General features: G+C 34.0%; 1 pseudogene. It reads left to right on the forward strand.

Annotated features, from left to right (window positions below):
• A pseudogene (locus CQA49_RS10255) lies at positions 1–303 on the forward strand (hypothetical protein); the annotation flags it as partial.
• Positions 304–379: the final 76 nt, after the last annotated feature.

The following is a 379-nucleotide window of genomic DNA, read 5'->3' on the forward strand; positions in this document are numbered from 1 at the left end:
TATTGGAATGCGTGGGATAGGGAGTTTAAAAGAGGAGCAATTGAAAGATTAAGAACCGAAAAAGGAACCAATGTTCTTACTTTCAATAAACAGCCTATTTATCCTAACATTACTCAAGATATGCAAGCAGATTTAATTGAGAAAGGGGAACTAAAGGTTGTTAATCTAAGATCTATTCATACGACTGTTGCTATTTGGGCTGATGAAAATAGAGAGGAAGCTAAGAATCCTGTTTATCAAGAATACATCGCTAAAGTTAAAGCGGAATTAGTAAAAGACAAAGGAAATAGGATTGTTTCCTAGATCCTATTCTTTTCTTATTGCTTTTTTACATTCCTACAAAATTTCCTCTTGTTTCTATTGTCCCCCCATTACTTCC

This window comes from Helicobacter sp. MIT 00-7814 (genome assembly GCF_003364115.1).
Lineage (GTDB): Bacteria > Campylobacterota > Campylobacteria > Campylobacterales > Helicobacteraceae > Helicobacter_F.